The organism is Paenarthrobacter nicotinovorans (genome assembly GCF_007670255.1).
GTDB classification, from domain to species: Bacteria; Actinomycetota; Actinomycetes; order Actinomycetales; family Micrococcaceae; genus Arthrobacter; species Arthrobacter nicotinovorans_B.
In genome coordinates this window covers 323,409-336,398 of sequence record NZ_SZVS01000005.1, presented here as the reverse complement: position 1 = coordinate 336,398, position 12,990 = coordinate 323,409, and the positions used below count along the sequence as shown (strand labels likewise).

Here is a 12,990-nt window from a genome sequence, read left to right as displayed (position 1 = left end):
TTCGGCTTCTCCGACACCCGCCAAGCCGCCCGCCGCTACTTCAAAAACGACACCCACTCCATCGTCACCAAAACCCTTCAGATGCTGGCGGCGAGGGGCGAGGTCGAGGAGGGCGCGCCGTCGTACGCCATTGACCGCTACAAGTTGCTGGACGTGAACGCCGGCACCACGGGAGGCGCAGGCGGAGACGCCTAAGTCCCCTTAACAGCAGTGGCGGCAGTGTTCTTCATGAACACTGCCGCCACTTCTCGTTGCGCAGGCGGAGCATCAGGTGCCCAGGTTCCGCCGATCGACCACGAAGCCAGTCGCCGCGTTTTCACGGACTGCGTTGATGCCGGCCACCACTGCCTTCAGGTTCGGAAACTGCGGCGACATTGCCACCACCGTGCCGTCGTCTGCTGTGAGCCGGAAACGGAATGAATTGCTCCCTGACTTGAGGATTTCGAAAGTGCCCGCCATGTCCCCTGTTCTTTCACGCGTCGTTGCGTTCTCGAGCTGACTTCATAACTCCTCAACGACCATAACGGCCATTTCACAGGCCCAAAACCCCTACTCAGCAGTAGTTTGAAACCGATATAGGTAGATCAAATGGAAAGCCAGCATGGAGCTAGAGACCCGATGGACCCCCGCGCGTATGGTGAGGATATGACTCAGACCGGCACGGCGCCCACCACGGGCGTCCTGCTCGCCGCGGGCGCCGGCACACGATTGGGCCGCGGGCCCAAGGCGTTGTTGCCGTACCGCGCCCGGACGCTGGTGGAAGTCCTGGCCGATACCCTGTTCGACGGCGGCTGCAGCGAAGTCGTGGTGGTGCTCGGTGCCGAGGCCGACCGTATCCGCAGCAGCACGGACCTGGGCGCCTACAAGGTGGTGGAAAACCCGGACTGGGCCAAGGGCATGGCAGGATCCTTCCGCGCGGGCATCGACGCCGCAGCCGCGGGAAACAGCATCATGGTCGCTTTGGTGGACCAGCCCGGATTAACCCCGACGGCGGTGAGCAGGCTGCTGGGCAGCCACCGTCCGGGACGGGTCACCGCAGCCGCGTATCCAGATGAGTCGGGCCGCCTGAAGCGGAGGCACCCGGTGATTTTCGACGTCGAACTCCGCTCCCAAGCGGCGGCAGCAGCCCATGGCGATACCGGCGCGCGCTCGTTCCTCAAGGCGCATCCGGGGTTGGTGGATCTGGTGGACTGCAGCGATCTGTGCTCGGGCGAGGACCTGGATACCAAAGACCAGCTTCACTTGCTGGAAATGTGAAGCCGGTAAATTCGGGTTCATGATCCGCATTGAGACCGATGATCCCGCACGCCCTGACGTCCACGCCCTCCTCAGCGAGCATTTGGCTGACATGTTCGCGACATCGCCCGCGGAGAGCGTGCATGCCTTGGACCACTCGGCGTTGTCCCATGAGTCGATCACGTTCTGGACGGCCCGGGAGAACGGCATCCTGCTGGGCTGCGGTGCGTTGAAGGTGCTTGGCGTGCCGGGCGAGGCGGAGCTGAAATCGATGCGCACTGCCGCAGAGGCACGCGGGCGAGGTGTGGCAACACTCTTGTTGGAGCACATTGTGGCTGAAGCCAGGAACCGGGGTCTTTCACGGTTGGCCTTGGAGACGGGTACCGAACACTACTTCGCCCCGGCGCGGCGTTTGTACGCCCGGCACGGCTTCACGGAGTGCGCTCCTTTTGCCGACTACGCCCTGGACCCAAACAGCGTGTTCATGGAACTCCCCCTTCAACCCAAGTAGGGGACAGCAAACGTCGCTACGGGCGTCCATTGCGACGTTTGCTGTCCCCTAGTTGGTTCAGTTGGGGATCAGGGTGTGGTCGCGGAGGGCCAGGTAGATCTTGTCCCTCGCGATGGGGAGCTCGCCGAAGCGGATCCCCGTGGCGTTGCGGATCGCGTTGGCCAGCGCGGGAGCGACCGGGTTGAAGGGGCTCTCACTCATGGACTTGGCGCCCAGCGGACCAGTGGAATCGTTGGTCTTGGCAAAATACACCTCGCTCCGGGGCACGTCGGCGAACGACGGGATGTGGTACTGCCGCAGGATGTCCGTTGTGACCCGGCCGGCGTCGTCCACCTTCACTTCCTCATAGAGTGTGGCGCCAAGGGCCTGTGCAATGCCGCCCTCGATCTGGCCCCGGCATTGCCGCGGGTTCACCACCACCCCGGCGTCGGCCGCCTGCACGCTCTGCAGGATCCGCAGCTCGCCCGTGCCCTTGTTAACGGCCACCCGGAAACCATGCACGTTGAACGCGACCGAGCGGGGTGTTCCTCCCCAGTTGCCATCGGTGGCGAGCCGGACGCCTTGGAGCCTGGCGGCGTCGGCGATTTCCCTCAGCGGCACCGAACGGTCCCCGCACTCAACCGCCCCGTCCACCAGACGGCATTCCGTCAGAGGAACGCCGGTCAGCGAAGCGGCGACGGTTTGGATGCGGGTAGCCAGCTCCAGCGCCGCACCGAGCGTCGCCTTGCCCGCAACCACGGTCCCGGCCGAACCGAACGCGCCGGTATCGTGCTCCACCAGGTCGGTGTCCGATTGCCGCACAAGGATCTTGTAGGCAGTGGTCCCCAGCGCGGTGGCAGCCAGCTGCGCGTGCACGGTTGTGGTGCCGTTCCCGAATTCCGCAGTACCGACGTCGACGGCGAACCTTCCGTCCGCTTCCAGGCTCACCCGAGTGTGGGCGAAGTGGCCGCGGGGCGGGACGGTGTCGATCATGGACAGGGCTGAGCCCTCCCCCACCACCCACTCCGGGCCGAGGTCCTCCAGTCCTGCGGCACGGTAGCGTTCCTTGCCACGGTCCAAAGCATCCCGCACCAACGCCACGCACTGGTCCAGGCCGTAGCTTCCGTAGTGCACGTCTTCTTCGGGCTCGGGAGTCGTGGAGAGCATATGGTCACCGGGACGGACCATGTTCTTGAGCCGGAATTCCAGGGGATCCATGCCGATCCCGGTGGCCAGCTCATCAATGGCCGACTCGATGGCGAAGATCATCTGGCTCAAGCCATACCCGCGGAAAGCCCCGGCGGGAACCGTGTTGGTGTACACGGCGTGGGCGTCCACCTTCTTATTCACGCACTTGTAGACGGCCAACGATTCACCACAACCGTGGAACATCACGCCGGGAGCGTGGTTTCCGTAGGCCCCGGTGTTCGTAAGGACGTTCAGTTGCAGGGCAGTGAGGTAGCCGTCCCTGGTGGCCCCCGCCTTGAGGTGGATGGTGAACGGGTGCCGGGTTGTGGTAGCGGTGAATTGCTCGGTCCGGGTGAACTCCAGCTGCACCGGCCTGCGAAGGGCCAAGGCAGCCAACGCCGCCAGGTCCTCGGTCAGCACTTCCTGCTTGCCGCCAAAACCGCCGCCCACACGTCCGGCAACTACCCGGATGGTCTCAGGAGCCAGGTTGAACAGGCGGCTCAGCGTACGCTTCACCAGGAAAGGAACCTGCGTGGACGAACGGACCATCAGTCGGCCCTCCTCATCCACCCAGGCAATGGAGGCATGCGTTTCCATGGCCACGTGCTGCACACGCTGCGTCTGGTACGTGTGCTCATGGATGAAATCGGACGCTGCGAATCCGTCCTCCACGCTGCCAAGTTCGGCATGAACCTCTGCCACGACGTTCTGCAGCGGCCGCGAAATGCGGGAGAACACGCCGTCCTTCTCGCCGTGGATCGCGGGGGCTCCCGGAAGGATGGCCTCTTGGGGAGTGAACACGGCTTCCAGCAGTTCGTACTGGACTTCCAGCGCCCGGGCACCTGCTTCTGCTGCGCCCACGGATTCGGCCACGACGGCGGCAACGCGCTGCCCAATGAAGCGAACCACGTTGTCCAAGACGCGGGTGTCGTCGGGATCGTCCGTGTAGTTCTCGTGCTGGGCCGTGGAGAAGAGCTGCTGCGGAGCGTCCTCGTGGGTGAACACAGCCACCACGCCGGGAACAGCCAACGCGGGTGCCTTGTCGATCGACACAATGCGTGCGTGTGGGTGCGGCGAACGCAGGAGTCTCATGTGCAGCAGGCCCGGGAGCTGCTCGGCCGGGACGTCCAGTGAGTAGCGGGCGGTCCCGGTGACCACGGCCTGGCCGGCGGGGGCGGGGACGTTGTCCCCGAGCTGGCCCACGCCTTGATCCGCGCCATGCTGGTGCTCGCCACCTTGCCCGCACACGGCGTCGGCAATTGAGCGGTAACCCGTGCACCGGCACAGGTTTCCCTTGAGGTTGCGCGGCAGGTTGGCGCGCTGTTCGTCGTCGAACGTTGCTGCAGTCATCATCATCCCGGCGGTGCAGAACCCGCACTGGAAACCTTGGGCCTCCAGGAACTGCTCCTGCACTGGATGCAGGCCGTCAGCGGTCGCGAGGCCTTCGATGGTGGTGACGGCTTTGCCCTCGGCGCGAACGGCCGGGTAGATGCAGCTGTGGACCGGCGTCCCGTCGACGTGCACGGTGCACGCACCGCAGTCACCGCCGTCGCAGCCCTTCTTGACGCCGAAGTTGCCCTGCTCGCGGAGGAAAGTACGCAGGCACTGGCCGGGTCGGGGTGTGGCCTGCGAGGCAGCGCCGTTGATCTCAATTGCCATGGGAGGCCTCCTTCTGGGTGCCTGGAGTTTCGGGTTGCGTGGACGGCTGGGGCGAGGTGGCGTGCGGCGGCCAGAAATCGCCGGACACGGTCATCGACTCATCCAGCAGCTCCGCCCGGATCTCCTCGGCAAGCTTCACGGTCATGTCCCGACGCCACGCCGGAAGGCCGTGGATGTCATCGTGGTACAGCTCCTGCGGGATGGAATGCTCGACGGCGGCAGCCAACGCCGCGGCGTCAGGAACCTCGTCCGCGGCGAACCTCAGCTGCACCGGACGTTTGGTGGACGCGGTGACGGTGATGACCAAGCCGAAAACGGGGTCCAGCCGGCCTATCAGGAGCACACCGGAGCGTCCAAGGTTGCTCAGGGACAGCCGACGGAAGGCCACCCGGGCGGACAGTGCCTCGGCAGGAAGGTGGATGCTGCGAAGCAACTCTCCAGGAGCGAGGACGTTCTCCATGTCTCCGGTCACGAAGTCCGCTACCGGGACGGTGCGGCTGCTGCCGTCGGGGCTGAAGATGGTGGCGACGCCGTCGAGACCGGCGCACAGCGAGGTCATGGGTCCTGCAGGAAGTGAGGTGCAGATGTTCCCGCCCACTGTAGACATGTTCCAGACCTTGAAAGAGGCCACGAAGGAGTCGCAGCTGGGACGGATCAAGGCCAGTCCGGGCCATTCGCGGTGGGCCACTTCTGCAGAGTCAGGCAGAGCGTAGAGCTCCGCCACCGTGCAGGTTGCGGCAAGTTCGATGCCTTCGTCGGTAATGGTGATGGCGGGCCAGCCTGCGTTTCCAAGGTCCAGTAGCCGCTTGAGGACGGTGCTCCCATAGGAGAAAAGGACCGTTCCGCCGGCGAGCCAGGCATCGCCGTCGCGCCATTGTTTCGGGTCCGTGGTGGGGACCACGGCCTCGATGGTGTTCATGTCCATGGGTCCTCCTGGGTGAGGTGTTGAGGTGCTGGGTGGATTGGGCCGGTGCTGTCCTTCAGGGAAGGAAAGCCTGTGGTCTTTGCGCCGGCGCCCCGCTCGGCGATGATCTCGGCTGTGATGGAGACCGCGACTTCGGCTGGAGTTACCGCGCCAAGGTCCAGTCCGATGGGCGAATGCAGCCGTTCCAAATATTCGGCGGGAGTTCCTGCCTCGACGAGGGCGTCCACCCGTTGCCGGTGGCTGCGGCGTGAACCCATGGCCCCGACGTAGGACAAGTTCAGCCGGAGGGCGGCCTTGAGCAAGGGGATGTCGAATTTGGGGTCGTGGGTGAGCACGCACACCACTGCCCGGGAATCGAGCCGACCGGCGGCGGCTTCGGCCTCGAGATAGCGATGCGGCCAGTCGGTGACTACCTGGTCAGCGCCGGCGAAACGGGCCTGGGAAGCGAACGCGGGCCGTGCATCGCAGAGGGTGACGTCGTAGCCCAGGAGTTGCCCGGCCGGAAGCAACGCCGCACCGAAGTCGTTCGCACCGAAAATCAGCATGCGGGCTGCCGGCAACCGGCTTTCCACAAACAGCGTGATGGGTTGCGGCTCTTCCACCTCCCGGGGCGGGGCCGCCAACCTTTCCGTGGTGACCCAGCCATCGATGCAACCCTCGGGCGGCGCCAGGCGGACCAAGCCGGCACGGCCGCCTTGGAGCAAGGGCTCGACCTGCGCGGCGGCCGCAAAGAGTGTGGAGGGATGGTCGCCCACCAGGACGGCCAGTTCCTCGGATTCCATAGCCCGGAACCGCACAGGATCCTCGACCACCATGACCCCTCCCCCGGCATCGAGCCGGCGGATCAAGGCTGCGGGGCGTCGCTCCCCGGCGAAGACGGCAAGTTCCGGCGCTCCGGCACCGAAAGGCTGGATGTGGACTTCCAGCTCGCCCCCGCAGGTAAGTCCGACGGCGAACGCGTCCTCGGCACTGTAGCCATAGGACTCAAGGCGCGAACCGCCGTCGCGCATGGCCTCCAAAGCAGCCTCGACAACAGCGCCCTCCACGCAACCACCGGACAAGCTGCCCAGGATATCGCCGTTTTCGGAGACCATCATGGAGGTCCCCAGGGGCCGCGGCACGGAGCCGCCGCTGCCCACGATCGTGGCCACCGCCAAGCGTTGGCCCGAGACCGCAGGCCGCCAGCCGCCCAGTGAGGGCATCAGATCCAGCATGGCAACACGTCCTTTTTCCAGGTGTCCCGGCCGGAATGGCCCGGCCGGAGCAGTGCGCGATCTTGCCCCATGTTCTCATTCGCAGTGGGTGTTGAGGGGTAGTCGCGCCAATTCGACAAGAGTTCATGGGAACTGACATTCCATAGGAACGGGGGCAAGGGCTTCATCTCCCTGCCCCCGTTCCCTGACGGAGCGTCGGCACCCGGCCGCCGCCCGCCGTCGTGCCCGGTGAAAGGGACCACGACGACGTACGCCTATTCGTGCGGTGGGTCCGGCGGACCGCCGATCAGAGTGCCGGAAAAGACCCGCCGGCCCGGGATGTTGCGGCTCCGGTCAGATCCCCATCAGGGCGTTGATCGGGCCGCGGGCAAAGTAGATGATGAAGCCCGCCGTGACCGCCCACATGAGCGGATGGACCTTCTTGGCTTTACCGGACGCCGCGTTGACCACGGCGAAGGAGATGAAGCCGACGCCGATGCCGTTGGCGATGGAGTAGGTCAGGGGCATCGTGACGATGGTCAGGAAGGCAGGGAGCGCGATCGCGAACTTGGTGAACTTGATCTCGCGGATCTGGGCCATCATCATCGCACCCACCACCACCAGCGCTGCCGCTGCCACTTCGAGCGGAACCACGGAGGTCAGCGGGGTGAAGAACATCGAGCCCAGGAACAGCAAGCCGGTGACCACGGAGGCCAGTCCCGTGCGGGCGCCTTCACCGATGCCCGCTGCGGAGTCGATGTACACGGTGTTGGACGAGCCCGAGGTTGCGCCACCGACCACTGCACCCATGCCCTCGACGATGAACGCGGACTTCAGCTTGGGGAACGTGCCGTCCTTGTGGGCCACGCCGGCGCTCTTCGCCAGGCCGGTCATGGTGCCCATGGCGTCGAAGAAGTTGGTGAACACGAGGGTGAAGACCAACATCGTAGCGGCCAGGCCGCCAATCCGGGCGAACGAGCCAAAGAGGTCGAACTGGCCCACCAGGCTCAGGTCCGGAACGGACACCAACTGGCCGGAGAGCACCGGGGTGTTGAGGTGCCAGCCGCCGGGGTTGTCCGCGGTGCCGGGACCGATCCGGAACACGGCCTCGGCAACAGCGGCGAGGACGGTTGTAGCGACGATGCCGATGAGCAGGCCGCCCTGGATCTTGCGTGCCACGAGGATACCCATAACCAGCAATCCGACAATGAAAACAAGGGTGGGGATGGAGGTGATGGATCCATCGTTGCCGAGCTGGACCGGTGGGCCGCCCTTGGTGGGACGGACGAAGCCGGAGTCGACGAAGCCGATGAAGGCAATGAACAGGCCGATGCCGACGGTGATGGCGGCCTTGAGTTCCTTGGGCACTGCCTTGAAGATCGCCGTCCGGGCGCCCGTGGCTCCGAAGAGGACGATCAGGATGCCGTTGATGACCACCAGGCCCATGGCTTCGGGCCAGGTGACCTCTTGGATCACGGCGACGGCCAGGAACGAGTTGATGCCCAGGCCCGCCGCAAGTCCGAAGGGGAGGTTTGCGACCAGGCCGAAGACGATGGTCATGACGCCGGCGGTCAGGCCCGTGACGGCACCAACCTGTGCTGCCGAGAGCCAACCGCCTGCCACGTCCGTGGGAGCATTTTCCGCGGAGAAGCCGCCCAGGATCAGCGGGTTGAGGATGACAATGTAGGCCATGGTGAAGAAGGTGACCAGGCCGCCTCGGAATTCCCGGGCCAGAGTCGAGCCGCGCTTGGTGATCTGGAAGAACTTGTCCAGGAAGTGTGGGGGCTTCTGGCCGTTGCCATTGGCGGGGCCGGTTGCCGTGTGCTTTGCTGCTGTGGGCTCTGCGCCGTTGTCCCCGTTGGGGAAGAGCGCAGCCTGCTTTTCAGCTGCTGTCTGCTTTTCAGCAGAGTTTCGCATGTCTGCGGTATCCAGGATTTCCATGTCAGCCACCGGGCCCTAGTAGTCAATCCTGGAATCAAGCGTGTTCCATGTGTTGAACGGCTGGAGGGCCTCCGGAGCCTGGGGGTCGCCCAGTTCCAGCTTGGCTACCGGCATCAGCGCGTCCCGGTTGTCGTTCTCGAAGTACTCGTAGAAGACGGCGTCATCGAAGCCAACGGATGCGGCGTCGTGACGGTCTGCGGCAAAGAACACGCGGTCCACGCGTGCCCACAGCGCGGAAGCCAGGCACATGGGGCATGGCTCGCAGCTGGTGTAGAGGGTTGCTCCGCTGAGGTCGAAGGTTCCCAGTTCGCGGCAGGCGTTACGGATGGCCGTGACTTCTGCGTGTGCTGTGGGATCGTTCGAGGCGGTGACGCGGTTGACGCCTTCGAAGGCTCGTCCGTCCGCGGTAACAATGACGGCGCCGAAAGGGCCACCACTGTTCAGGACATTGGCTGTTGCCAGCTCAATGGAGGTGGCCAGGAATTGCTCGGCCGTGACGGTTGTACTCATGTTGCGACTTCCTTAGTGCTGTGGAAGCCGGGTGAACCTGTTGGGGGCGCTGCAAAAAGAGCTCCAGTTAGCTTGGTTACCAGGCTTCAGCATGTGCGATGAAGGTTAAGTTGCGCCTGGTAGATAGCTTCCCGAGGTCCGGGTGCCCGCCTTTGGCAGTTGAAAGCGTAGCACCACGTTTGTGAGCCGCGCCATAGTTTTTTGAAAGTTTAATTTCGTCATGCGAAATTACTTATTCAGCGTGCCTCACCACCGTTTGGTGCGCCAATGTGACCGGCGGCCTGCGCCGCGGGCGTTGACTGCCGCCGTCGCGCCTTTTACGATTTCTGGACCGGCGCCTCTCTGGCGACCGGTGCCTGGATCAGCAGACAGGACCTAACTGAGCTGGAACGCATTCATGCCGACCAGACAAGGAACCTGTGCATGCTTTGGATCAAAAACCCACTGGGTATCTTCACCGCAAACGACCTCGACGCCGGCAACGGACTGGTGGTTTCGGAGTCCGGCACCATTCTGGAACTCGTACCATCGGGCGCTCGCCCAACGGTTCCCTGCACCGAGTTCGATGCCTCAGCGCACGTGGTGCTGCCGGGGCTCATCAACACCCATCACCACTTCTACCAAACGCTCACGCGCGCCTGGGGACCGGTGGCCGACGTTCCGCTCTTCCCCTGGCTTCAGAACCTCTATCCGGTGTGGGCGCGGCTGACCCCCAAGAGCCTGGAGCTGGCCGTGAAGGTTGCGCTGGCCGAACTCCTGCTGTCCGGCTGCACCACGGCCGCCGACCACCACTACCTCTTCCCTGACGGCATGGAAGACGCAATCGACATTGAGGTTGCCGCCGTCCGATCCATGGGGATGCGGGCCACCCTCACGCGCGGTTCCATGACCTTGGGAGAGGACGACGGCGGGCTGCCGCCCCGGACCACGGTCCAGTCACCTGAGGCGATTCTTGCGGACAGCGAACGGCTGATTCGCACGTATCACGAGACCGGTCCCGGCGCCTCCGTTCAGATCGCGCTGGCTCCTTGCTCGCCATTCTCCGTGACCAAGGAAATCATGGCCGAATCCGCGGTCATGGCCGAACGCTTCGACGTCCGGCTGCACACCCATCTTGCCGAAACCATCGACGAGGAAGACTTCTGCCGGTCAATGTTCGGCCTGCGGACCGTGGACTATTTGGAATCGGTTGGCTGGCTCGGGCCCCGGACCTGGCTGGGCCACGGAATCCATTTCAACGACGAGGAGATCGCCAGGCTGGGAGCCGCGGGCACCGCCGTCGCGCATTGCCCAACCTCCAACATGCGGCTGGCGTCCGGGACCGCGCGGGTCCTGGAACTTGAGGCAGCGGGTGTGCCGGTGGGGCTGGGAGTGGATGGTTCGGCGTCGAACGATGCCTCCAACATGATCCTTGAGGCGCGGCAGGCCCTGTACCTGCAGCGGCTGCGCTATGGAGCATCGGTTCCTGTGTCCCGTGCACTTGGCTGGGCGACGCGGGGATCCGCCGCAGTGCTTGGGCGTTCTGATATCGGTCAGCTGGCACCGGGTTTGCAGGCCGATCTGGCCCTGTTCAAGCTCGATTCCCTGCGCTTCTCGGGCAGCCACGATCCCGTTGCTGCTTTGTTGCTGTGCGGCGCAGACCGGGCAGACCGCGTGATGGTCGGAGGTTCGTGGCGGGTTGTGGATGGGGCGATTCCTGATCTGGACGTCGCTGGGTTGATCGCGGAGCACTCTGCGGCTGCCCGGAAGCTGGTGGCTGGGTAGTCTTCACGAGGTTGCGGCCGCGCACGAAAACGCCGGAACGCGTCCGCTTCGCAGGGAACGTTCCGGCGTTTTCGCAGCTTTCCAGCGGTCTCACGCCGTGGGTCGCGTCGATCTCCAGCGTCGACGCGGCCCGGCTAGATCGTGATCTTGTAAATGTGGTGCGTGTACTCGTTCGCGAACGAATCAGTAAACTTGCTAGCCTGGACCGGGATGCTCCGGTTCTCGCCCACCACGTCTACCTGCGTGCCTGTGATTCCTGCCGGCAGGGTGAAGGTCTTGGACCCGGTGGCGCCATCCTTGCCCATGGCAAAGACATACGCGGAGCCATCCTTGACCTTCAACATCGAGTCGATGCCCTGACCGAAGTTCCACACATACGACTGTGTGTTGATCACCGGGGCGAGCTCCTTGATCTGGTTGTTCACGACGCCGACCGCTGCCACTTGATCCTTGAGGCACGGGGTACCTTTGAGCCGCGCATCGGCGAAGGCGTCCCCACTGATGCAGTCATTGATGTTTTGCTGGTCGGGCGACTGGCTGAACCAGACGATGCCGCGGGCCTCGTGAATGATGCTCGCCCACACTTGAGCCTTGGTCTGCTCAGGCGTGAGCTGCCTGTACCCACCCGTCGATCCGCCCGTGGATACAACGGTCGGAAGGGCCCAGATGGGAGCCTGGACACCGCGGGCCGCATTGACCTCGTTCTGCAGCGAGATGATCTTGCCATAGCTCGACGCCGTTCGGCAGTTCGCCGTCACGATAGGATTCTGGCCTGCGGGCGTACGCCACCGGAGCTGGTTGTCTCCCCAGTCGCACTGCGGTACAGCGTAAAAGTACTGATCCACCGAGTTCACGTTGGCCGTGTTGTAGTAGTCAACGCTGAACTGCATGGACCGGTCGTAGGTGAGGATTCCCGATGTCCAGTTTGAGTAGGTGAAGCGGCCCGTTGTGGCGGGATCAGACTGCGCCGCCAGCGAACGCATATGCGCCAGGCCCGAGGCAGTGTCGAATCGGCCGTCCACCTCATCATCCAGGAGCGTCCCCACTTGGCTGGCCCAGCCCGCGGGTGCGTCAGCGGGCGAGAACAACGTGTACATGCCGTTGGCCGTGATGCCCGCAGAAGGGGTTGCAGGGTTGCCTTGTGCGTAGGTGTTGATCCCGAGCGCTTTGTCGTACTTCAGCTGCGCGTCGCTTCCCGGCGAGCCGTACCAGACCACGATCGGCAGGAACGTTGGATCGTCCCAGCCCGCCGCGTCAGCTTTCGGGAACTTCTTCCAGTAGCTGGGACCGCCATCCCAGGGGATCCGGGCCAGGGCATCGAGGTTGCCGGGGGTGGGGGTTGGAGTGGCGGTGGCCGTTGGGGTGGCGGTGGGGGTTGGAGTGGCGGTGGGCGTCGGGGTCGACGTCGGTTCGTCCGTCGGCGTCGCCGTCGCGGTGGGTGTCGACGTCGGTTCCTCCGTTGGCGTCGCCGTCGCCGTCGCGGTGGGTGTCGACGTCGGTTCCTCCGTTGGCGTCGCCGTCGCCGTCGCGGTGGGTGACGACGTCGGTTCCTCCGTTGGCGTCGCCGTCGCGGTGGGTATCGACGTCGGTTCCTCCGTTGGCGTCGCCGTCGCCGTCGCGGTTGGTTCCACTGTCGGCGAGCCGGTCGCGGTTGGCTCCGCGGTCGCCGTCGACGTTGCGGTAGGGCTTTCGGTGGGCGGGGGCGTTCCCGGGTCCGTGCACCCGGCGAGGGCCAACGCGAGCACCGCCCCGAGCGTGAAAATAGTGGGTTTCATGACATTGATTTCCTTTGGGTAGCAGCCGCAAACGAAGCTGCTGCGTTGCCGGATCCCCACTCCCGGCTCTCTTTTTCTCCTGCAAGGCAGGGTTTATCAGCCGGGATCCACATCCCGGCACAGCTCGATGACGAGCGTCAGTCTTTGCCCGACCTGCTGCAATACGACACGTGCGGACGAATGTCCGGCGCCATCGAGCCAGCAAGTGCGGCCCGCAATGGGGCCGCAACGGCCCATTTAAGAACCCGGAGGGCGGCCGTCAGCCCAGCTTACGTGATCTAGACCACACGCCGTCGGAATGTGACGTCG

General features: G+C 64.6%; 12 protein-coding genes. 4 read left to right on the top strand and 8 right to left on the bottom strand.

Going from position 1 to position 12,990, the window contains the following annotated elements:
- Positions 1 to 195: hypothetical protein (locus FDP28_RS10555; protein ID WP_144661380.1), on the top strand; the 195-nt coding region annotated here is incomplete at its 5' end.
- Positions 196 to 267: 72 nt separating this feature from the next.
- On the opposite strand, the gene FDP28_RS10550 is transcribed toward FDP28_RS10555, so the two are convergent.
- Entirely contained in the window at positions 268 to 459 is a 192-nt protein-coding gene (locus FDP28_RS10550; protein ID WP_144661379.1) for a YegP family protein, read from the bottom strand.
- A gap of 159 nt (positions 460 to 618) precedes the next feature.
- On the opposite strand from FDP28_RS10550, the gene nboR reads away from it, so the two are divergent.
- A complete protein-coding gene (nboR, locus tag FDP28_RS10545) occupies positions 619 to 1,257 on the top strand; it encodes a nicotine blue oxidoreductase (RefSeq protein WP_144661378.1) in 639 nt (212 codons plus the stop codon).
- 19 nt (positions 1,258 to 1,276) lie between these two features.
- On the top strand, positions 1,277 to 1,747 hold the full coding sequence (locus FDP28_RS10540) for a GNAT family N-acetyltransferase (protein WP_144661377.1): 471 nt from the start codon (positions 1,277 to 1,279) through the stop codon (positions 1,745 to 1,747).
- A gap of 57 nt (positions 1,748 to 1,804) precedes the next feature.
- Here FDP28_RS10540 and FDP28_RS10535 read toward each other — a convergent pair whose 3' ends face one another.
- The 5 genes from FDP28_RS10535 to FDP28_RS10515 form a co-directional block, all read right to left on the bottom strand.
- On the bottom strand, positions 1,805 to 4,573 hold the full coding sequence (locus FDP28_RS10535) for a molybdopterin-dependent oxidoreductase (RefSeq protein WP_144661376.1): 2,769 nt from the start codon (positions 4,571 to 4,573) through the stop codon (positions 1,805 to 1,807).
- Entirely contained in the window at positions 4,563 to 5,498 is a 936-nt protein-coding gene (locus FDP28_RS10530) for an FAD binding domain-containing protein (RefSeq protein ID WP_144661375.1), read from the bottom strand. Before FDP28_RS10530 ends, FDP28_RS10535 begins: the two co-directional genes overlap by 11 nt.
- Complete coding sequence (locus FDP28_RS10525) at positions 5,489 to 6,712, bottom strand: XdhC family protein (protein WP_144661374.1); 1,224 nt, start codon at positions 6,710 to 6,712, stop codon at positions 5,489 to 5,491. The genes FDP28_RS10530 and FDP28_RS10525 overlap by 10 nt, the downstream gene beginning before the upstream one ends.
- Before the next feature lie 333 nt (positions 6,713 to 7,045).
- Positions 7,046 to 8,641 (bottom strand): NCS2 family permease, encoded by a 1,596-nt coding sequence (locus FDP28_RS10520; protein WP_144661373.1) that lies wholly within the window; start codon positions 8,639 to 8,641, stop codon positions 7,046 to 7,048.
- Between the two features lie 6 nt (positions 8,642 to 8,647).
- Positions 8,648 to 9,142, bottom strand: coding sequence for a nucleoside deaminase (locus FDP28_RS10515; protein ID WP_018778860.1), 495 nt, complete (start codon positions 9,140 to 9,142; stop codon positions 8,648 to 8,650).
- Positions 9,143 to 9,565: 423 nt separating this feature from the next.
- Here FDP28_RS10515 and FDP28_RS10510 point away from each other — a divergent pair, with 423 nt between their 5' ends.
- Complete coding sequence (locus FDP28_RS10510; RefSeq protein ID WP_222120630.1) at positions 9,566 to 10,906, top strand: 8-oxoguanine deaminase; 1,341 nt, start codon at positions 9,566 to 9,568, stop codon at positions 10,904 to 10,906.
- A 134-nt stretch (positions 10,907 to 11,040) separates the two neighbouring features.
- On the opposite strand, the gene FDP28_RS10505 is transcribed toward FDP28_RS10510, so the two are convergent.
- A complete protein-coding gene (locus FDP28_RS10505; RefSeq protein WP_260842422.1) occupies positions 11,041 to 12,123 on the bottom strand; it encodes a hypothetical protein in 1,083 nt (360 codons plus the stop codon).
- Between the two features lie 37 nt (positions 12,124 to 12,160).
- Positions 12,161 to 12,628: a hypothetical protein gene (locus FDP28_RS10500; RefSeq protein ID WP_144661371.1), complete on the bottom strand. Its 468-nt coding sequence runs from the start codon at positions 12,626 to 12,628 to the stop codon at positions 12,161 to 12,163.
- Positions 12,629 to 12,990 lie beyond the last annotated feature (362 nt).

Coding starts and splice junctions, on each gene's coding strand:
- FDP28_RS10525 (WP_144661374.1), bottom strand. CDS start 6,712: ATGCTGGATCTGATGCCCTCACTGGGCGGCTGGCGGCCTGCGGTCTCG.
- FDP28_RS10540 (WP_144661377.1), top strand. CDS start 1,277: ATGATCCGCATTGAGACCGATGATCCCGCACGCCCTGACGTCCACGCC.
- FDP28_RS10535 (WP_144661376.1), bottom strand. CDS start 4,573: ATGGCAATTGAGATCAACGGCGCTGCCTCGCAGGCCACACCCCGACCC.
- FDP28_RS10530 (WP_144661375.1), bottom strand. CDS start 5,498: ATGGACATGAACACCATCGAGGCCGTGGTCCCCACCACGGACCCGAAA.
- FDP28_RS10515 (WP_018778860.1), bottom strand. CDS start 9,142: ATGAGTACAACCGTCACGGCCGAGCAATTCCTGGCCACCTCCATTGAG.
- FDP28_RS10510 (WP_222120630.1), top strand. CDS start 9,566: ATGCTTTGGATCAAAAACCCACTGGGTATCTTCACCGCAAACGACCTC.
- FDP28_RS10550 (WP_144661379.1), bottom strand. CDS start 459: ATGGCGGGCACTTTCGAAATCCTCAAGTCAGGGAGCAATTCATTCCGT.
- nboR (WP_144661378.1), top strand. CDS start 619: ATGGACCCCCGCGCGTATGGTGAGGATATGACTCAGACCGGCACGGCG.